Here is a 19,661-nt window from a genome sequence, read left to right as displayed (position 1 = left end):
TATGAAAAAAATAAAAGAAATTATTGTAGTAGAAGGTAAGTCCGATACTAACCGTCTAAAGGATTGTTTAGGTGAAGTTGATACGATTGAAACACGAGGATCAGCTTTAAATGAAGAAATAATTCAACGAATAAAAAAGGCTCAGATGGATCGTGGCGTCATTATCTTTACTGATCCTGATTTCAATGGAAATCGTTTGAGGACAATCATTCAAAAGGTTGTTCCGAATGCTAAACAAGCCTTTTTGCCTAGAAGTAAAGCGGTTCCTAAGAAAAGCGACGGCAGTTTGGGAATTGAACATGCTCGTGATGAGGATATAAAAAAAGCCCTAGCGAATGTTTATTCCACTAAAGAGCTTAAAGATGAATATACTAATGACGATATGATCGATCTTGGTTTGTCGGGGGATGCCGCTTCGTCCAAACGCCGCGAATTTGTTGGATTAGAATTGAAAATTGGCTACACTAATGCTAAGCAGTTCTTAAATCGTCTGAATATGTTCAATGTTGCTCCAGACGATTTGATGGCGGCAGTTAAAAAATTTGATAAAGGGAGTTCACATGACTCAAAGTAGATTAAGCATTTCTGATCCAATTCGTACTAATGATATTATGCGCAAGTATAAATTGCGGGCTAAGAAGAGCTTAGGTCAGAACTTTTTGACTAACGAGAAAGTCCTTGACGATATCGTTGATGCAAGTGGATTACAATCTGATGAAATAGCAATCGAGATCGGACCTGGTATTGGAGCCTTAACTGAAAAATTAGCTCAAGTTGCCGAACAAGTTTACGCTTTTGAGATCGATGAAACCTTGATACCAATTTTGGAAGATACACTAAGTTACTATGATAATATTGAAGTTTTTAATGAAGATATTTTGAAGGTTGATTTAGATGAATTTGTTAAAGAACATAGTTTGGAAGGTAAAACTATTAAAGTAGTTGCTAATTTGCCTTATTATATAACGACACCTATCATGCTGAACTTGATCAACAGTGACTATCCTTTCCAATCATTAGTTTTGATGATGCAAAAGGAAGTTGCCGAACGTGTGACTGCAGATCCAGGCCATCGTGAATATGGTTCATTAACAATTGCTGTTCAAACTAAAATGACGGCCAGAATTGATCGTATCGTTAGTGCTAAATCATTTATTCCACGTCCAAAGGTTGATTCGGCAGTAGCCGTTTTGGACAGAATTCCAAGTGACAAATATGACATTGAAGATCCTGAATATTTTCATAAGTTGATTCGCTCATCATTTGCTCATAAGCGTAAGAATTTGATGAATAATTTGCTTAACTGGCAAGGCCGAACTGATGAAAATAGATCCAAGATCAAAATTGTTTTTGACAAGTGTAATATTGCTGAAAATGCTCGTGGAGAGCAAGTATCCATTGAACAGTTTAAACAACTATCCGTTGAACTCAAAAAAGTAATGTAATCAAACTTGCTATTATAACTAAGTATTGATTATTATGCAAATACGTGGTAGAATGGCACTCCTAAGGAGTGATTATAATATGCCAACGTCATTGAAGACAATTAAGAGCCGTTTAGATGAACATTTAGGTGAAGGTCTAACGGTTGTAGCACAAGCAGGTCGTAAGAAGGTTGTTCGTCGCAAGGGTACTTTAGCTGAAACTTTCCATTCAGTATTTGTAGTCGACTTAGACCAAAATGAAAACTCGTTTGAGAGAGTTTCATATAGTTATGCCGATTTACTTACTAAGTCTATCGATATTACTTTCGATAGCGATGAAGCTGAAGAAGTAGAGGCTGACGCCGAATAAATCGCTCCTTACAGAGGATCACGAAATGTGATCCTCTTTTTTTTGTCTAATTTTATAAACAATCGTGCTATATAATTCCTTGAGACCGAATATTATAAAATTAAATTACATATTCTGACTATAGATATGTTTAAACATCATGTATAATACAATTTGTTGAATTATAAAAATGATAAATAGGACGTGGAGACATGAAAAAAAGTATAAGTTTGATTGCTACTAGCCTTTCCGTTGGAATGCTTCTGACAAGTTCAATGGTCAATATACCGAGTATTCAAGCCGCTACTGTGGAAAATAGCGCAAGTAAGACATCAAGTGATGATGTTGATGAGAATGGAATTTCGGAAGATCTTAAATCAGCTTTAGTTAAAGGTGAATATTTTGACGATGAGAGTGATATAACACCTACAAGCCTGAGTGAATATGATAACTGGGGAACATATATCGATGGTCAATCCTATGTGGGTTTATCAAGTAGCAAGATAACCAATATCTCAGGTATACAGTATATAAAAAAAGCAGATAGAATTGAGTTAGGAACAAATGATATTAAGGATCTATCCCCACTAAAAGATTCTAATGTAAAAACTTTAAATCTACATGCTAATAAAAGTATTACAAATTGGTCACCATTATCGAATATGAAAAATTTAACTTCGCTTGAAATATCAAATTGTGAAATATCCGATATTTCTCCAATTAGTAAAATGATTAATTTAAAAGAATTAATAATAAAAGATAATCACATTATGGATTTAACGTCTTTAAGAAATTTAAAGGACACAACAATTGATTTAGAAAGTCAACAGTCATTTTTTGAAACACCAATAAATCTAAGTGAGAATAAACTCAGTTTTGACTTGAATAAGTATACAAATCCTGATGGAACAGTATCTGAAGTAGGATTAACATATTCAATCGATGGTAATGGAGATGAAAATGGGGATGTTGCAATAGATAACTCTACGGGAAAAATTGATGTAACCAATATTAGTGGTAGTGGAACATTAGCGTCTGGATTTAATGAAAATTTTGAATTCAATGGGACTAATTACAAACTTAATAAAGTAGTTTTTCAAGATTACACAATCGGTGGTGTTAAAACAAAATCGGTAACTATGAAAGTCGGCGACAAGTGGAATGACGGTCTTGGATTTGTTCAAGCAATTGATACCTCAGGGAATAAATTAGAAGTATCTGATTTTGATGTTGATACAAGTGAACTAGATACTTCCAAAGTAGGAAAGTATGAAGTTACTTATACTGCCAAAGATAATCCGGAAATAACCTCCACTGCAGACGTTACTGTAGAAAATAAATCAGGTGGTGGAAATAATTCGGGATCAAATACTGGAGATGTAACAGAAATTGATGAAATGTTACTAACCAGTAAAAAAACTGATTCAATTACAATTTATGATGAGAATGGAAATAAGATATCTGATAAAACGTTAGATGGTGTAACGGATTTTACGACGACCAAAAAAAGTGATGTTGACGGCGTAACATACTATCAAGTTAGTGACAACGAATGGGTCAAAGAAAGTGATGTTTCAGAATACTTCGAATATTCAGGAACGGTTCAGACAAATTCTGATTCTATCAAGAAACTCTCTAATCTAAATGGTGATAGTTCAAATCGTGGTTTAGCTAAAACATCAGACTGGCAGGCCGATCGCTATAGTTATATTAACGGAAATAAGAGTTATCGAGTTTCGACAAACGAATGGGTAGCGGCTGATCAAACGCTTGAAATAACACCGGTTAGAGGTGTACTGACAATTAATTCAAAGGCACAGCTTTACCGCGACAATGGGCAGAAATCCGATCGTGGATTAGCCGAGAATTCAACATTTGTAACTGATAAAACAGCTATGATCAATGGGGAAACAATGTATCGGGTATCGACTAATGAATGGGTAGCGGCCAGTCAGGTTACCTTAAATTAATATAAGAAAAAGCAGCTCATTTTGAGATGTTTTTTATAGCTAAAATTTCCTTGAGACCGAAATCCGAAAAATATATTTAAATATATTGATAAGTCAAACTGATATTTATCTGTATAATATAATTTATGAAAACGTAATCACGTGAGAAAGTAGGACATATAGACATGAAGAAAAGTATAAACTTGATTGCTGTGGGACTTGCTGCAGGAGCACTTTTAACAAGTTCGATAATCAACGTACCAATTATTCAGGCTGCCACTGTGAGTAGTACAGCTAAAACATCAAGTGATGATGTTGATGCAGATGGTATTTCTGAAAGCCTAAAAACTGCACTGGTTTCAACGGGGTATTTTTCGGATACTAGTGAAGTAACAAAGGAAAGTCTTAGCGAATTATCTGATCCACCTGGTTTAGGATTAGAATTGGTAATGAAGGGAATTACAGACATTTCCGGATTACAATATGCAACAAATATCACAAAATTAGATTTAGGATTCAATAAAATAACCGATTTGACACCATTGAAAGACTTGAATCTGACACGTTTGTCGATAAATAATAATCCAAATTTGACAGATTTAAGTCCTTTGGAAAATATGAATGGTTTAACTTATCTTCATATGCAATCAGATAACATTAGTGATATTTCACCGCTAAAATCATTGACAAATTTATCTGATTTACAAATTGCACAAAATCATATAACTGATTTTAGTACTTTAGATAGTATACCAACTGTTGCAATATTAGTTATGTCACCACAAACAATAACTGAAGATTCGAAAGAATTAAGTAAGAATAATTTTAAGATAGATTTAAACGATTATCTAAGTTCTGGTGGAACGATCTCTGATGCAACGGCAAGTATTAGGGGTAGTAATGCCGAGGTTGGAGTGGATAATGATTCAAATGTTGTTTCAGTTTCAAATATTACAGACAGTGATACTTTAACAATTAATTTCAATGAGACAGTTAACAGTAACGGAAAGGATCAAGTAGTTAAAATGACCGTTACTCAACCATATGTAATTGGTGATGGTAATGTGACGACAAAACTAGTTTCTATGAAGGTTGGCGACACTTGGAATAATGAACTTGGATTTGAAAGTGCAACGGATCCTTTTAATGGCGAATTAACAATTGATGATTTTGATGTTAACACTGATGATCTGGACACAAGTACAGAAGGTTTATATTGGGTAACTTATACATCCAAAGATTATCCAGGGTTAACTGGTACTGCAGAAGTTACAGTAGAAAAAGACAACAACACTGGTGGTAACAATTCAGGCGACAATAATAATGGATCAAACACTGGTGACGTATCAGAAATTGACGAAATGTTACTAACTAGTAAGAAAACCGATTCAATTGCAATTTATGATGCTAATGGTAATAAGACCTCTGACAAAGTTCTCAGTGGTGTGACAGATTTTACTACTACTAAGAAGAGTGTTGTTGATGGTGTGGCATACTATCAAGTAGGCGATGATGAGTGGGTCAAAGAAAGCGATGTTTCAGAATATTTTGAGTATTCAGGAATAATACAAACTAATTCAGACTCAATCAAAACCCTGTCTAATCTGAGTGGTAACAGTTCAAACCGTGGGTTGGCACAAACAACTGACTGGCAATCGGATCGTTATACATATATAAATGGTGTTAAACAGTATCGTGTCTCTACCAATGAATGGGTAGCGGCTGATCAGATCTTAGAAATTACACCCGTTAGTGGTGTACTGACGATTAATTCGGATGCCACACTGTATCGTGATAATGGTAATAAATCGGATCGTGGTTTAGCTGCAAATTCAGCATTTTTAACTGATAAAACAGCAACGATCAATGGAGAGACAATGTATCGGGTTTCGACTAATGAATGGGTACCAGCAAGTCAAGTTACTCTTAATTAAAACTCTATCAAGTCTGTAAAAATTGTAATTTAATTTTTACAGACTTTTTTTATTCGTAAAATTCTCCGAAAGTTCTTGAAAAACTTAATTAATTGATGGAAAATAAGTGAATTAGTGCATTATTTACATTATAATTTTAAATAGAACACGTTTTTGAGGAGAAAAAAGATGAAAACACGAAGAAGCGAACGTTTAATCGACATGACACGCTACTTATTAGAACGCCCACATACGCTTATTTCTTTAGCATTTTTTGCTAAACGCTTTGAATCAGCTAAGTCGTCCATTTCGGAAGATCTGGGGATTTTAAGAAGAACATTTATGATCAGAGGGATCGGAGTTTTGGAAACATTGCCTGGTGCTGGTGGTGGAGTAATATTCACACCTGGTATTTCTAAGCGAGAAGCAACCGAGTTTATTGAAGAAACTTCTAAGCGCCTGGTTGAGCCTAGTCGTATTTTACCAGGGGGTTATCTATACTTAACGGATCTATTAGCGGAACCAAACTTGTTGAGAACGATCGGTCGTATGATTGCTACTCAATATTCGCAAAGTTCTATTGATGTGGTCATGACCGTCGCTACTAAGGGAATTCCAATTGCTCAAAGTGTTGCCAGCTTTTTGAATATTCCGTTTGTTATTGTTAGACGTGATTCTAAAATAACTGAAGGATCGACTATTAGTGTCAACTATGCGTCTGGTTCATCAGATAGAATTGAAAAAATGGAGTTATCTAAACGTAGCTTAGATGAAGGTTCCAGAGTTTTAGTAGTTGATGATTTCATGAAAGGCGGCGGTACGATCAATGGTATGCGCAGTCTGATATCTGAATTCAATGCAATTTTTGTTGGAGCAACTGTTTTTGCGGAAAATATTAAAATGGATCAAGAATTACGAGATAAGAATGTTACTTCAATTTTTAAAGTTGAAAATATCGATACAAATAATAAAATAATTAGGATTGAACCGGGCGACTACTTGACTAAAACCGATTTCAGTTATTTTGAGTAAATCCTAATTGAGCATAATGGAATAAAAATGCTATTATATATAAGGATATTTGAATGACTGAAAAGGAGTTTCCGATGTCAAATCGTTATGTAATAATTCTTGCGGCCGGTAAAGGCACAAGAATGAAGTCTAAGCTTTATAAAGTTTTGCAACCAGTTGCTGGTAAGGCAATGGTTGATCATGTGATGACACAAGTTGAGCAATTAAAACCTGACTTGATTGAAACTGTGATCGGTACTGGTGCTGAAAAAGTTGAAGATCTTTTAAAAGACCGTACAAACTATGTTCTACAAAAGGAACAACTTGGAACAGCTCATGCAGTTTTGCAGACTGAAAAAGATTTGGGTACTAAAAAGGGAATGACGCTTGTTGTTAGTGGCGATACACCATTATTCACAGCCGAAACTTTTGAAAACCTATTTAACTACCACGAAAAAGAACATGCAGCAGCTACAATTTTGACTGCTGCTGCAGATGAACCTTTCAGTTATGGAAGAATCGTTCGTGAAGACGATGGCAGTGTTTCTAAAATCGTCGAAGAAAGAGATGCAACAGAAGCAGAAAAAGAAATACATGAAGTTAACACTGGGATTTATTGCTTTGATAATGAATTGTTATTCAAGAGTTTACATGAAGTAAAGAATAATAATGCTCAAGGTGAATACTATTTACCAGATGTTGCGTCCATCCTCAAAGAACAAGGTAAAAAAGTTGCTGCCTACCAAATGAATGACTTTAGTCAATCAATTGGGGTTAATGATCGGATCGCTTTGTCAGAGGCCGAAAAATTAATGCGTAAGAGAATTAATGAAGTACACATGCGTGATGGTGTGACATTAGTTGATCCTGATAATACTTACATTGATTACGGTGTAAAAATAGGTAACGATACAGTTATTGAACCAAATGTTAAGATCTCTGGTCAGACAAAGATCGGTTCCGATTGTTTGATCGGTTCAGGTTCTAGACTTGAAGATGCTACAATTGAAGATAACGTTAAGATCATTAGTTCCACTGTTGAAAGTGCAATTATGCATAAAGGCAGTGATTTGGGTCCTAATTCTCACTTACGTCCTAAAGCAGAAATTGGACAAGATGTTCATATTGGTAATTTTTGTGAAGTGAAGAATGCTAAAATCGGTGATCGTACTAAAGTAGGACATCTAACTTATGTTGGTGATGCTACATTAGGAACCGATATTAACGTTGGCTGTGGAGTCGTCTTTGTTAATTATGATGGTGTTAAGAAGTGGCACAGTAATATTGGCAACCATTCATTCATCGGCAGCAATTCTAATATTATCGCTCCGGTTGAAATGGCAGACCATTCATTTATTGCTGCTGGTTCAACCATTACTAGTGACATTCCTAAGCATGCCATGGCAATAGCAAGACAGCGTCAAACAAACAAAGAAGATTTTTGGAACAGATTACCACTATCAAATAGTGAAGATTGGAAATAAGGGTGGAAGATTAATGTCATATCAAATGAGTGATAGACCGATTAAAATTTTTGCATTGAATTCGAACAAACCTCTAGCGGAGAAAATTGCTGAGGAAGTTGGACTTCCTTTAGGTAAGTCATCCGTTACACGTTTTAGTGACGGTGAAATTCAAATCAATATTGAAGAAAGTATTCGTGGTGCGGAAGTGTTCCTAGTTCAATCAACTTCAGCTCCAGTTAACGATAACTTGATGGAATTGTTGATCATGATCGACGCCTTAAAGCGTGCTTCAGCTCATGTTATCAATGTTGTTATTCCATACTATGGTTATGCAAGACAAGATAGAAAGTCACGTTCACGTGAACCTATCACTGCTAAATTAGTCGCTAACATGCTACAACGTGCCGGAGCCGACAGAGTTCTTGCGCTTGATCTCCATGCTGCACAAATTCAAGGATTCTTTGATATTCCTGTTGATCATTTGATGGGTGCTCCATTATTGGCCGATTATTTCTTATCAAATCATTTAGAAGAGGGCGCCGTAGTCGTTTCACCCGATCATGGTGGTGTTACACGTGCCAGAAAACTTGCTGAATTTTTGAAGACACCGATTGCTATTATTGATAAGAGAAGACCTCGTGCTAATGTGGCTGAAGTTATGAATATTATTGGTAATGTCAAAGGCAAACGTGCCATCATTATTGATGATATGATCGATACAGCTGGTACAATTTCTTTAGCATCACAAGCATTGATCGATGCTGGTGCTACTGAAGTTTATGCATGTTGTACACATCCGATCCTTTCTGGCCCAGCTATTGAAAGAATTGAAGCTTCACCAATTAAGCAATTGATCGTTACAGATTCAATTAATCTACCAAAAGACAGAATAATCGATAAGATGGTACAAGTTTCAGTTGGACCATTAATCGGTGATGCAATTCGCCGTATTCATGAAAATGAACCAGTTAGTCCATTATTTGATACACGTTTCAAACGTAACTAGATTAAAAGAACGGAATTTTTCCGTTCTTTTTTGCTAACTAAAATGAATAAAGGTAGGGAACATACATGGAAGAAGTCAATACATATCTTGAAGATCTAAAAAATACGATCGAACAAAGAGATCCAAATCAAATTGAATTTAAAGAAGCTGCCTTTGAAGTTTTGGATAATTTAAAACCAGTTTTAGAACGTCATCCAGAATATATTAAACGTAATATTCTTGGATCATTGATCGAACCAGAACGAGTATTTCAATTTAGAATTCCTTGGCAAGCAGATGATGGTTCTTTTAAAGTAAATCGTGGCTTTCGTGTTCAATATAATTCAACTATTGGACCTTACAAGGGTGGATTGAGATTACATCCTAGCGTTAACTTGAGTATCGTTAAATTCTTAGGGTTTGAGCAGATCTTCAAAAATAGTTTAACTGGACTTCCTATAGGTGGAGGTAAAGGTGGTAGTGATTTCAATTCTAAAGGTAAATCAGATTCTGAGATCATGCGTTTTTGTCAAAGCTTTATGACCGAATTGCAAAAGTATATCGGCCCAGATCTTGATGTTCCTGCTGGTGATATTGGTGTTGGTGGACGTGAGATTGGCTTTCTTTATGGACAATACAAACGTCTTAATGGCTCAAAACCAGGTATTTTAACTGGCAAGGGACTAGATTATGGTGGTAGTTTGGCCAGAACTGAGGCGACTGGTTTTGGTTTGATTTATTATCTTAATGCTTTGTTGAATGGACAAAGTGATAAGTTGGCTGGTAAGAAAATTAAAATATCTGGATCAGGTAATGTGGCTATCTATGCTTTGCAAAAAGCTACTGAATTGGGTGCCAAAGTTGTAACCATGTCAGATTCTGATGGTTGTATTTTTGATCCTAACGGAATTGATCTTGATGTTATCAAGCAAATCAAAGAAGTCGAACGTGGACGTATCAGCGAATATGTTAAACGTGTTGAAACTGCTACATATTCATTAGATTCAGTCTGGGATCTGGATATTAATTATGATATTGCTTTACCATGTGCTACACAAAATGAAATCAACGAAAAACAAGCTGGTTTGATGGCAGTTAATGGCGTTAAGTACGTTGCTGAAGGTGCGAATATGCCAAGTACACCTGAAGCAATTACAACTTATAAGAAGCATAAGATCATTTATGCCCCAGGGAAGGCCGCTAACGCTGGTGGTGTTGCTGTATCTGCCTTGGAAATGAGTCAAAACAGTGAAAGATTAGCATGGACTTTTGAAGAGGTAGATAAGTTACTGAAAAATATCATGGAAAGTATCTATGCTAAATCGGCCCAAGCTGCTAAAGAGTATGATCTTGGTGACGACTATCAAGCTGGTGCTAATATTGCCGGATTTGAAAAGGTCGCCCGTGCCATGTATCAACAAGGGTTAGTATAAAAATAGCTTTAACATAATCACAATATTTCTCAAGCTTGTGGCATAAACGTATGTTAAAGCAAAACTTTTTCCGCTTAAAATAAAGAGGCACTGTAATCCAATTTTGGATTACAGTGCCTCTTTTTAATACTTGAAAGTTGAACATGTTTTGTTCCACTATCTTGTTTTGTTCTAATATCTTCTATTATGGTCGTTTCGTTGTTGATATCTTAATAAATCACGGATCTGTTGCAAATATTCTAGTTGTGGATCAGTTTCTTCGACGTTTTCGTCAAATTTACTTCTTGAACCATCACGACGCATTTTGTTCATTAATTTGACGATCATAAAGATCACAAACATAATGATCAAAAAGTTGATGAGGGCATTTATGAAGTCACCAATTAGAAATGTTGCGCCTAAAAATTGAAATTTCATATCTGTTAGGTCAATTTGACCAATAAATAGACCGATCAATGGATTAAGAATATAGGTAGTCAAAGCCGATACTAAACTATTAAAAGCTGCACCGACGATAACACCAACAGCAAGGTCAACAACACTACCACGAGAAATGAATTCTTGAAATTCCTTGAACATGTCGCGCAATCTCCTTCTTCGTTGTTACTTTATTGTTGATTAAAAGTACAACAACAACTTTACTATATTTTTAAGTTTTTAAAAGGGGATGTAATCAGAATTTTATTTAAATTTATTTATTCAGTAATTTTTGCGATATGTTCTTTGTATGCATTTTTAACATCACGTAATTCAGTGAGGTGTAATTTCTTGTTTGCTTCATCAGTCATAGCTTGCTTTGTGTCAACATCCCAATGATAAAAATCGGACATGTAGTCGATAACAGGTGCCTGGATTTCTTTTTCGTGTTCAATATCAAATAACATTTGGCTGCTGCGACGTAAAAGATAGTCGATAGGATGTTCAACCATTTCAAATTGAAGTCCATACTGTAACATTGCCCAATCGATCCTAGGTAAATTATCCTTTGAGGCATCTTTTGATAGAAGTTTATAAACGGTTAAAATATTTGATCCATATCTTTGAACCAGTTGTTCAGCTTCTTCACGTTCGAGATCATAGTTTACGACACCTTCTTGAGCCATTTTATCGTAGAATGATAACCAGCCTGAATCACCGCCAACATCACCACCTGATAGAGTTAAATTCTCTGTCTGAACGGGTTTATATTCATAGTCGCCCTCATCATCTAATTGATGTGCTACGAGATCGACAATTTTTTCAGCCATTTTACGATAACCAGTTAGTTTGCCGCCAGCAATTGAAAGTAGATTGGAATTTGACTGGAATATTTCATCTTTACGAGATATTTCAGAAGGTGACTTACCTTCCTCTTGGATCAAAGGACGAACGCCTGACCAACCAGATTCAACATCTTCTGGTGTCAATGCTTGCGGAAGATCGAACATCTGATTGGCAGCAGCTAGAATATAGGTGACATCTCTAACTGTGATATCTGGTTCTTTAGGATCTTCATTCCAAGTCGTATCAGTTGTTCCAATGTAAGTTTTACCTTCACGAGGGATGGCAAACATCATTCTATTATCGTGGAATGGTGTATCGAAATAAATGGAGTTTGAAATCGGAAATTTCTCGTGATCAATAACTAAATGGATACCTTTTGTTAGATGCAAGTGTTTGCCGACATTTGAACCATCCATTTCTCTGATCTCATCGACCCAAGGTCCGCAGGCATTAACAATTTTTTTGGCGAATATTTCACCAGTAGTACCGGAAATTAAATCTTTGAATATGACCCCACAGACTTTGTTTTGACTGTCGTATAATAATCCAGTTACTTTGGTGTAATTAGCAATCAAGGAACCTTCTTCATTAGCTTTCTTAACCACTTCCAAAGTTAGTCTAGCGTCGTCAGTACGATATTCGACATAGACACCTGAACCTTTGAGATTTTCACCTTTGATATATGGTTCTCTCTCTAAAGTCTTTTTGGGATCAAGCATATATTTACGTTCAGACGACTTTACTTGAGCTAAACGGTCATAAACATCTAAACCGATCGAAGTGGTGAATGGTCCAAATGTTCCACCATAATAAAAGGGGAGCATCATTTTTAAGGGAGTAGTGATCTGTGGAGCATTGTTATAAACAATGGCACGTTCACTCCCAACTTCATGAACTTCATTAATTGCTGCTTGTTTCAAATAACGCAAGCCGCCGTGAACTAATTTAGTTGAACGGCTAGAAGTACCAGAAGCAAAATCACGCATTTCCAAGAGTCCAGTTTTGAGACCACGGGTCTGGGCGTCAAGGGCAATACCACTACCAGTTATTCCGCCACCAATGACCAAAAGATCTAATTCTTGATCTTGCATAGATTTCAAATTATCGATTCGAGTCGTATTTGAAAATTCTTTCATAAATAAGCTCCTCCTTGAAGATTATAATTACATTCTATTAAAATAAGCCAAAAGTTGAAAGCGTTTCAAACTGAAATAAAATTAAACGATCATATCGTTATGGATATGACCTTTAAATGCTCGATAATGGTCACTAAAGATATCGTTTGAATGTTCTACTATCATGGATTTAGGAAAATAGAATCTTTCATCTCCACTGATCTTTCCAGTTAGAGCATTGACTAAACGGCTAATCGTTGAAAGTTCAATCAAGGAACCATCATCTTGCATGATCTCAATTTGAGTTTTACGTTTGTGCTGTCTGGGATTGTAAATATCATATGGCAAATCAAAACTAGTGTTGATGGCTGTGTAATAATCTTTATCAAAACCAGCACTCTCAACTAAATCAGCCAATTCAGGTAATTTTTCTTTGGTATCAGAATTGTATTGGGCCGACTTAAATGGTTTACGACTTAAGAATCGGTATGCAAGATCTTTGAGGATCTCATCCGGATAATTTTGCCAGAGCGTAAAGTAGGTATTTAAAATTCCATCATCAAGTGATAGATAGTCGTTGATACTGACGTTACCAGTAAAGAAGGGAACTAGCAGGCTGGGCATTTCAAAGCCATTCATTTGGTTGTGTTCATATAGATCTTTTGCACGTTGCAATAACTTAGTTAAAACAACTTCCATACCACGTGATACGGGATGAAAATATATTTGTTGGTACATTTGGAAACGACATAGCACATAATCTTCGACCGCGTGCATACCGTCATTGTCAAAGGCAATTCCTTTATTATAAGGACGCATGACACGTAAAATTCTTGTAAGATCAAACATACCGTATTTAGTTCCAGTAAAGTAAGCATCACGTAATAAGTAATCCATGCGATCGGCATCAATTTGACTAGAGATCATTTGTACAACTTGTGGATTAGGATAGGTATGGTCGATAACACTAGCCACTTTTTCAGGGAAATCATCAGAGACTTGTTTTAAGATCTGATTGATCTCCGTTTCTGGTGAAGTGATAATTTTTTGAGTCCACATTTCGTGATCAGTATCAAAGATATGTTCAAAGGTATGGGAGTAGGGACCATGACCTAAATCGTGTAATAAAGCAGCACATAGTGCAACGATTCTCTCATCGTCGTTCCAAAGACCATCGCCGGATTCTTTTGATGGGTAATTTCTTTGAAAGTTGTCACAGATCTGACGAGTAATTTCATAGACACCCATACAGTGTGTGAAACGAGAATGTTCAGCACCTTGAAAAGTAAATGACGATGTACCCAATTGTTTGATACGTCGCAGGCGTTGAAATTCTTTAGTATTGATCAAATCTAAGATAACTTTGTGTTGAACATGGATGTAATTGTGGATCGGGTCACGAAAGACCTTTTCTCTTGGCAACATTTGAATTTTCATTCATTGACCTCCGCTAATTTATTGTTTTTGTAGATCAAGTCTTCCATTGTTTGCTGATAAGCGTCGAGATAAGGAACTGATTTTTGAACGATATTGAATTGCGAACGATCGATCGTATATGTTTGTTCGATCGTATCGAGAATTTTTTTCTTAGCCATGTCGATCGTTAAATCTTGATTCAGTAAACTATCAAGACCTTCCATGCAGTGAATATCTATCTTAGGAAAGCCGATTTTTTCGTTGACGGGATAATCACTTATCTCATAAAAATCTTTCATGAGTTGAGAACGCTTCTTTTGATTACCAGTGATACTGATATAGGCCATGATCGCCACACCATCGCCAGAACGTCGTTGAGAAATACCGGCGATCTTTTTATCATTGATACTTAAATCATAAGTTCCTGGACAATAAGAGCGCTCGATCGTACCAGTAACAATATCTTTTGAAAAAGCATGTTGCATTATTTTGTGCATTTCTTCATATGCTTGGTCAATTGTGATATTGTTTTTATCAGGTAAAAATAACGTGAAATTTAAGATCCCGTCATCTGTTACGACTCCGAGACCACCTGAATTGCGAACATAGTAGATATAATCTTTGTCGGCTAAACTTTTTAGTCCACCTTGAAGATTACTTAAACGTTGGTCTTGCAGTCCTAGAATTACAGTTGGCGGTGTCGTCCAGAAATGGGCCACTGGCATTTTGCTTTCGGAAACAAAACGCAAAATGGCTCCAGTATCTGCAAATGGATTGAGCATTTCTTCATCTTTTTGTATTTGTTGGTCGTATAATAATATTGTATTGTTCATTGACGGGATCACTTCTTCTAAATATAATTGTTATTTTAATTTTATCATGTAGAGGCGCTATATATTGGAAAATAATAGTTTAGATGTAAATGTAGAGTTGAATATGGAGGTTTCTCAAGCAGGGGAATTGACGCATACTAGAATTTCCGAACTTGGTAAATTAACTCGTGTTGGAAGTTCAACTTATTTACGCTTTAACGAAAAACTTGAAAACAACGATCAAGCTAAAATAATGGTAAAGGTCGCTGATAACGGAGAGATTCATTTAAAGCGTGTTGCTGAAGCTACAAACTTGGCTTCATTACTATATTTCACGAATCAAGAACATAATAGCGGACATCTGCAAACAGAGTATGGAATCATGCCATTGCAGACTTTTACAAGAAATTCTCAAGTAGAAATTCTCGATAGACCGCTTTCAGGAAAAATAAACATTGATTATGACTTGATTTACGATAATAATATAGTAGGAAATTATAAGTTTAGATTGATTTTTAAGGCGTAGCTAGATATGATTAGTAGTAAGACGCTGCGAAAGGACGTGTACCGTTTGGAACTTGAAAAATTCAAGAATCAAAATAAAGAGGAGCTTTCTCTAATTGAGGTAGCCTACGAAATCCTTGATAATAATAACAAAGAAGCTATGAACTTCTCTAACATTGTTAATAAAATTCAAGATTATTTAGGTAAGACTGATGATCAGATTAAAGAAGGTCTTCCACAATTTTATACCGATTTGAATAATGACGGCAGTTTTCTCTCGCTTGGAGAAAATGTCTGGGGATTGCGTGAATGGTATCCATTTGATTCTGTTGATGAGGAAGTTAATCATCCTGAGGATAACGGAACTGAAAATACTCACAAGGCAGCTCAAAAGGTTAACGCTTTCTTGAGTGATGATGATGAGGATGACGACGTAATTGACTACGATAGTGATCTAGAAGTAAATGAAATGGATGACGATGACGAGGGTGAAGACACAACAAGTGGTCCTGACTTATCTAAATTCACCAATTCTGATTTAGCTGTTGATGATGACAGTGATGATGAAAAGGATACAGGTCTAGATGATGGTATTGAAGGTCAATTAACTGAATTTGACAGTGACGACGCTGATGCAGACATCGACTTAAACGAAGAAGACGATGATGACGACGACGATGACGATGATGAAAACGATGACATCTAAATTTATAGATTAAAAGTTTGACGATTGAGTTATATAACAGTATTATAATGTTTGGGCTCTATTAGATTGTCTAATTACAAGTTCCCTGTTCAGTGTGAATAGGGGACTTTTTTATTTTTATTTAAGAAATCCCTTTCAAAAATAGCAATAGTATGTGGAGGAAAATATGACTAAATATATTTTTATTACAGGTGGAGTTGTTTCATCTCTTGGCAAGGGTATCGTTGCTGCATCCCTCGGTAGATTATTAAAAAATCGCGGACTTAAGGTAACGATGCAAAAATTTGACCCTTATATCAATGTGGACCCAGGAACTATGAGTCCTTATCAACACGGTGAAGTTTATGTAACAAACGATGGTACAGAAACCGATCTTGACCTTGGGCACTATGAAAGATTTATCGATAATGATCTTAATAAGTATTCCAACGTTACAACCGGAAAGATTTATTCTGAAGTAATTCGTCGTGAACGTCGTGGTGATTATAACGGTGCTACTGTACAGGTTATTCCACATATTACAGATATGATCAAACAAAAAATTATGCGTGCTGCTACTACTACAGACTCAGATGTAATCATTACAGAAGTCGGTGGTACTGTAGGTGATATCGAATCACTTCCATATCTTGAAGCATTGCGTCAAATGAAGTCAGAAGTTGGTTCAGAAAATGTCGTCTACATCCATACTTCTTTAGTTCCATATTTAAGAGCTGCTGGTGAAATGAAGACTAAGCCAACACAACACAGTGTTAAAGAACTACGTGGTATCGGAATCCAACCTAATATTTTGGTTGTTCGTACAGAACAAGAAATGCCACAAAGTATGAAAGACAAGATTGCATCATTCTGTGATGTTGATTCAGAAGCTGTTATTGAATCACGTGATGCTGAATCACTTTACGATATTCCTTTGAACCTTCAAGCACAAGATTTTGATGATATTGTATGTCGTTACTTGCACTTGAATACTAAAGAAGCTGACATGGGCAACTGGAACAAGTTGGTAAATCGTGTCCATAATTTGAAACATACTACAAAGATTACTTTGGTCGGTAAGTACACAAAGTTACAAGATGCTTATATTTCTGTTACAGAAGCACTTCGTTCTGCTGGATATGTATATAATACTGATATAGAATTAAAGAAGATCTCAGCCGACGAAATAACAGAAGATAACGTTGCTGAACTTCTAAAGGATGCTGATGGTCTTCTAGTACCTGGCGGTTTTGGTAGTCGCGGACTAGAAGGAATGATCACAACCATTAAGTATGCCCGTGAAAACGATGTTCCATTCTTTGGAATTTGTTTAGGTATGCAGATGGCAAGTATTGAATTTGCTAGAAACGTTGCCGGTATTTCCGATGCCACAACTGGTGAAGTTGATGCTGACGGTGACAATAAGATCATTGATATCATGGCTGACAAGAAAGATCTTGAAAACCGTGGTGGTACATTACGTTTGGGCGCTTACCCATGTAAATTAAAACCAGGTACAAAGACTGCTGAAGCTTATGGCAATCAATCAGTTATCCAAGAAAGACACAGACACAGATATGAATTTAATAATGATTATCGCAAACAATTTGAAGATCTTGGACTAAGTTTCTCTGGTGTTTCACCTGACAATCGTTTGGTAGAAATTATCGAGATCCCAGAAAACAAGTTTCACATTGCTGTGCAATATCATCCTGAATTCCTATCCAGACCAACAAAGCCAGAGGGATTATTCAAGGCGTTTATCGGCGCTGCATCTGGTCTTGATGAAGAAAATATGTAGTATTAGTCAATAATAGTTAGGGAAAAGCTTATGCAAAAACTTGTAATAAATGGTGGGAAAAAGTTATCAGGTGAAGTTACGATCGGAGGCGCTAAGAATAGCACAGTAGCGCTTATCCCAGCCGCAATTTTGTCAGATACTCCTGTGGTATTAGATTCAGTGCCACAAATTAGAGATGTTAAAAACTTACGTTCAATTTTACAGGATATGAACGTTTCTTCTTCAATGGAAGATGATGTATTAAAGATTGATCCGACACAGATTCATTTTGCGGAATTGCCTAGCGGTAAAGTAAGTAGTTTGCGTGCTTCATACTACTTTATGGGTGCCATGTTAGGCCGTTTTGGCAAAGCAGTGGTAGGTTTCCCCGGTGGGGATGACATTGGACCTCGTCCTATTGATCAACATATCAAAGGCTTTGAAGCACTTGGGGCACATGTTGAAAATAAACATGGACAAATCATTATTACGACTCCAAACGGCGGTTTGAAGGGCGCTAAGATTTTCTTAGACATGGTTTCAGTTGGTGCAACTATCAATGTTATTTTGGCAGCCGTAAAGGCCAAAGGAACAACCGTGATCGAAAATGCAGCAAAAGAACCAGAGATTATTGACTTAGCAACTTTTTTGAACAACATGGGAGCAGTGATCCGTGGTGTAGGTACTGAAACTATCCGAATTGAAGGTGTAGATAGCCTTCGTTCAAATAATGCTCATACAATTATTCCCGATCGCATTGAAGCAGGAACCTATTTGAGCTTAGCTGCAGCCAATGGTGGTGGGATTTTAGTAAAGAATATTATCAGCGAACATTTGGATGCTTTTATCGCTAAGCTTGATGAAATGGGCGTAAACTTAGATATTGGTGAAGACAGTATTTATGTAAAAGAAGCAACTAATCTAAAGTCGGTTAATATTAAAACGATGCCATATCCAGGTTTTGCGACGGATCTGCAACAGCCTATAACGCCGTTATTGATGCAAGCAAGTGGTGAAGCAATGGTGATAGATACCATTTATCCTAAGCGAGTTAAACATATTACGGAATTGAATAAAATGGGTGCTAATATCACTAGTGAAGATGATTTGATCTTGGTTAGGGGTGGAGCACACTTACAAGGTGCCGAGGTATCAGCTGAAGAAATCCGCGCTGGAGCTTGCTTGATGATTGCTGGATTAGTTGCTGATGGTCAAACTGTGATAAACAACGCTGAAAATATTCTTCGTGGATATGATCAGGTTGTTAAAAAATTACGTGCTTTATCAGCAGATGTCGCATTAGTCGGGACAGATGATTTAATTTAATATTGACAAATTAATATTATGTTGGTAAATTTATTTCTAGATTAAAACAAGAAAGGGAGTGCAGCCGTTGAGAAATTAAGTTGAAATTTTAAATTATACAAAATAACTGTGTAATTTGACTTCGACTTTATTTCTACAACTGCGCCTTCCTGTAATATTTAAAACGGAAGAACGCTGTTTATGTAGCGTTCTTTTTTGTTGAAATAAAATTGGTCAAATGCACAAAGGAG

17 protein-coding genes are annotated in these 19,661 nt (G+C 36.2%); 13 read left to right on the top strand and 4 right to left on the bottom strand.

Features of this window, described 5'->3' with window-relative positions:
- Window position 1: 1 nt before the first annotated feature.
- From rnmV to gdhA, 9 genes are all read left to right on the top strand, one after another.
- Window positions 2-574, top strand: a complete 573-nt coding sequence (gene rnmV / locus EKM64_RS01840) for a ribonuclease M5 (protein ID WP_125674994.1) — start codon at window positions 2-4, stop codon at window positions 572-574.
- A complete protein-coding gene (rsmA, locus tag EKM64_RS01835; protein WP_125674991.1) occupies window positions 561-1,445 on the top strand; it encodes a 16S rRNA (adenine(1518)-N(6)/adenine(1519)-N(6))-dimethyltransferase RsmA in 885 nt (294 codons plus the stop codon). Before rnmV ends, rsmA begins: the two co-directional genes overlap by 14 nt.
- Before the next feature lie 79 nt (window positions 1,446-1,524).
- Window positions 1,525-1,794 carry a Veg family protein gene (locus tag EKM64_RS01830; protein WP_125674989.1) on the top strand — a complete coding sequence of 90 codons (270 nt, stop codon included), beginning with the start codon at window positions 1,525-1,527 and terminating at the stop codon, window positions 1,792-1,794.
- A gap of 191 nt (window positions 1,795-1,985) precedes the next feature.
- Window positions 1,986-3,743, top strand: coding sequence for an SLAP domain-containing protein (locus tag EKM64_RS01825; protein ID WP_125674987.1), 1,758 nt, complete (start codon window positions 1,986-1,988; stop codon window positions 3,741-3,743).
- Window positions 3,744-3,907: 164 nt separating this feature from the next.
- Entirely contained in the window at window positions 3,908-5,656 is a 1,749-nt protein-coding gene (locus EKM64_RS01820; RefSeq protein WP_125674986.1) for a leucine-rich repeat domain-containing protein, read from the top strand.
- A 168-nt stretch (window positions 5,657-5,824) separates the two neighbouring features.
- The gene (purR, locus tag EKM64_RS01815) at window positions 5,825-6,667 is read left to right on the top strand and encodes a pur operon repressor (protein ID WP_125674984.1); all 843 of its coding nucleotides are present in this window, start codon (window positions 5,825-5,827) and stop codon (window positions 6,665-6,667) included.
- 74 nt (window positions 6,668-6,741) lie between these two features.
- Entirely contained in the window at window positions 6,742-8,130 is a 1,389-nt protein-coding gene (gene glmU, locus EKM64_RS01810; RefSeq protein ID WP_125674982.1) for a bifunctional UDP-N-acetylglucosamine diphosphorylase/glucosamine-1-phosphate N-acetyltransferase GlmU, read from the top strand.
- A 13-nt stretch (window positions 8,131-8,143) separates the two neighbouring features.
- Window positions 8,144-9,118 (top strand): ribose-phosphate diphosphokinase, encoded by a 975-nt coding sequence (locus EKM64_RS01805; protein ID WP_125674980.1) that lies wholly within the window; start codon window positions 8,144-8,146, stop codon window positions 9,116-9,118.
- Between the two features lie 65 nt (window positions 9,119-9,183).
- Window positions 9,184-10,530, top strand: a complete 1,347-nt coding sequence (gene gdhA / locus EKM64_RS01800; protein ID WP_125674978.1) for an NADP-specific glutamate dehydrogenase — start codon at window positions 9,184-9,186, stop codon at window positions 10,528-10,530.
- A 171-nt stretch (window positions 10,531-10,701) separates the two neighbouring features.
- On the opposite strand, the gene mscL is transcribed toward gdhA, so the two are convergent.
- The 4 genes from mscL to EKM64_RS01780 all read right to left on the bottom strand — a co-directional run bounded on the left by mscL (window position 10,702) and on the right by EKM64_RS01780 (window position 15,157).
- A complete protein-coding gene (gene mscL / locus EKM64_RS01795) occupies window positions 10,702-11,109 on the bottom strand; it encodes a large conductance mechanosensitive channel protein MscL (RefSeq protein WP_125674976.1) in 408 nt (135 codons plus the stop codon).
- A gap of 116 nt (window positions 11,110-11,225) precedes the next feature.
- Window positions 11,226-12,929 carry a glycerol-3-phosphate dehydrogenase/oxidase gene (locus EKM64_RS01790; RefSeq protein WP_125674974.1) on the bottom strand — a complete coding sequence of 568 codons (1,704 nt, stop codon included), beginning with the start codon at window positions 12,927-12,929 and terminating at the stop codon, window positions 11,226-11,228.
- 81 nt (window positions 12,930-13,010) lie between these two features.
- The gene (locus EKM64_RS01785) at window positions 13,011-14,345 is read right to left on the bottom strand and encodes an HD domain-containing protein (protein ID WP_225420925.1); all 1,335 of its coding nucleotides are present in this window, start codon (window positions 14,343-14,345) and stop codon (window positions 13,011-13,013) included.
- A complete protein-coding gene (locus EKM64_RS01780) occupies window positions 14,342-15,157 on the bottom strand; it encodes a lipoate--protein ligase family protein (RefSeq protein ID WP_125674972.1) in 816 nt (271 codons plus the stop codon). The genes EKM64_RS01785 and EKM64_RS01780 overlap by 4 nt, the downstream gene beginning before the upstream one ends.
- A 64-nt stretch (window positions 15,158-15,221) precedes the next feature.
- Here EKM64_RS01780 and EKM64_RS01775 point away from each other — a divergent pair, with 64 nt between their 5' ends.
- The 4 genes from EKM64_RS01775 to EKM64_RS01760 all read left to right on the top strand — a co-directional run bounded on the left by EKM64_RS01775 (window position 15,222) and on the right by EKM64_RS01760 (window position 19,431).
- Window positions 15,222-15,662: a DUF1934 domain-containing protein gene (locus tag EKM64_RS01775; protein WP_125674970.1), complete on the top strand. Its 441-nt coding sequence runs from the start codon at window positions 15,222-15,224 to the stop codon at window positions 15,660-15,662.
- A gap of 45 nt (window positions 15,663-15,707) precedes the next feature.
- Window positions 15,708-16,346, top strand: coding sequence for a DNA-directed RNA polymerase subunit delta (rpoE, locus tag EKM64_RS01770; protein WP_125675238.1), 639 nt, complete (start codon window positions 15,708-15,710; stop codon window positions 16,344-16,346).
- 166 nt (window positions 16,347-16,512) lie between these two features.
- Window positions 16,513-18,126 (top strand): CTP synthase, encoded by a 1,614-nt coding sequence (locus EKM64_RS01765; protein ID WP_125674968.1) that lies wholly within the window; start codon window positions 16,513-16,515, stop codon window positions 18,124-18,126.
- A gap of 30 nt (window positions 18,127-18,156) precedes the next feature.
- Window positions 18,157-19,431 carry a UDP-N-acetylglucosamine 1-carboxyvinyltransferase gene (locus EKM64_RS01760; RefSeq protein ID WP_125674966.1) on the top strand — a complete coding sequence of 425 codons (1,275 nt, stop codon included), beginning with the start codon at window positions 18,157-18,159 and terminating at the stop codon, window positions 19,429-19,431.
- The last annotated feature ends 230 nt before the right edge of the window (window positions 19,432-19,661 follow it).

The organism is Companilactobacillus keshanensis, from assembly GCF_003946205.1.
Classification (GTDB): domain Bacteria; phylum Bacillota; class Bacilli; order Lactobacillales; family Lactobacillaceae; genus Companilactobacillus; species Companilactobacillus keshanensis.
Note: the sequence above shows the minus strand (reverse complement) of the source record. Positions and strands in the feature narration are given on the sequence as shown.

Excerpts from the sequence above, each read along its gene's own strand:
- EKM64_RS01830 (WP_125674989.1), top strand. The coding sequence starts at position 1,525 with ATGCCAACGTCATTGAAGACAATTAAGAGCCGTTTAGATGAACATTTA.
- EKM64_RS01825 (WP_125674987.1), top strand. The coding sequence starts at position 1,986 with ATGAAAAAAAGTATAAGTTTGATTGCTACTAGCCTTTCCGTTGGAATG.
- EKM64_RS01780 (WP_125674972.1), bottom strand. The coding sequence starts at position 15,157 with ATGAACAATACAATATTATTATACGACCAACAAATACAAAAAGATGAA.
- EKM64_RS01785 (WP_225420925.1), bottom strand. The coding sequence starts at position 14,345 with ATGAAAATTCAAATGTTGCCAAGAGAAAAGGTCTTTCGTGACCCGATC.
- purR (WP_125674984.1), top strand. The coding sequence starts at position 5,825 with ATGAAAACACGAAGAAGCGAACGTTTAATCGACATGACACGCTACTTA.
- rsmA (WP_125674991.1), top strand. The coding sequence starts at position 561 with ATGACTCAAAGTAGATTAAGCATTTCTGATCCAATTCGTACTAATGAT.
- mscL (WP_125674976.1), bottom strand. The coding sequence starts at position 11,109 with ATGTTCAAGGAATTTCAAGAATTCATTTCTCGTGGTAGTGTTGTTGAC.
- glmU (WP_125674982.1), top strand. The coding sequence starts at position 6,742 with ATGTCAAATCGTTATGTAATAATTCTTGCGGCCGGTAAAGGCACAAGA.
- gdhA (WP_125674978.1), top strand. The coding sequence starts at position 9,184 with ATGGAAGAAGTCAATACATATCTTGAAGATCTAAAAAATACGATCGAA.
- rnmV (WP_125674994.1), top strand. The coding sequence starts at position 2 with ATGAAAAAAATAAAAGAAATTATTGTAGTAGAAGGTAAGTCCGATACT.
- EKM64_RS01790 (WP_125674974.1), bottom strand. The coding sequence starts at position 12,929 with ATGAAAGAATTTTCAAATACGACTCGAATCGATAATTTGAAATCTATG.
- EKM64_RS01805 (WP_125674980.1), top strand. The coding sequence starts at position 8,144 with ATGTCATATCAAATGAGTGATAGACCGATTAAAATTTTTGCATTGAAT.
- EKM64_RS01760 (WP_125674966.1), top strand. The coding sequence starts at position 18,157 with ATGCAAAAACTTGTAATAAATGGTGGGAAAAAGTTATCAGGTGAAGTT.
- EKM64_RS01820 (WP_125674986.1), top strand. The coding sequence starts at position 3,908 with ATGAAGAAAAGTATAAACTTGATTGCTGTGGGACTTGCTGCAGGAGCA.
- EKM64_RS01765 (WP_125674968.1), top strand. The coding sequence starts at position 16,513 with ATGACTAAATATATTTTTATTACAGGTGGAGTTGTTTCATCTCTTGGC.